The organism is Aeromonas caviae (assembly GCF_000819785.1).
Lineage (GTDB): Bacteria > Pseudomonadota > Gammaproteobacteria > Enterobacterales > Aeromonadaceae > Aeromonas > Aeromonas caviae.
Genome location: NZ_CDBK01000067.1, coordinates 23,633 through 23,940, shown reverse-complemented (window position 1 = coordinate 23,940; position 308 = coordinate 23,633). Strand labels below are relative to the sequence as shown.

At 67.9% G+C, this 308-nt stretch carries 1 protein-coding gene; it reads right to left on the bottom strand.

Annotation, left to right across the window (positions count from 1 at the left end; all coding sequences use genetic code 11):
- Nucleotides 1-308, bottom strand: a 308-nt coding sequence (locus BN1120_RS21480; RefSeq protein ID WP_042016034.1) for a hypothetical protein, incomplete at both ends; no start/stop codon positions are given.

The following is a 308-nucleotide window of genomic DNA, read 5'->3' as shown; positions in this document are numbered from 1 at the left end:
CCGGTCGCGGTGGTGTCGCCCATGGTGGCGCTGTCGCTGCCCGGCAGCGAGACGTTGCCCGCCGCGTCCACGATGGTGGCGGTCACGGTCAGCTTCACGCCGTCCGCCGGACGGTCAAACTCGTAACCCACCTTGCCCGCCGTGATGTCGGCATCGGTCAACAGGCGGTCGGCCTGGCCGCTCACCTTGAGGGTGTCCCCGGCCTTGGCATCGCCCGGCAGGCTCACTTCCACGTCCACCTTGCCGCTGATCTCGGTGTTGCTGATGGTGCCGTCGTTGTTCACGTCTTCGGTGATGACCACGGTCGG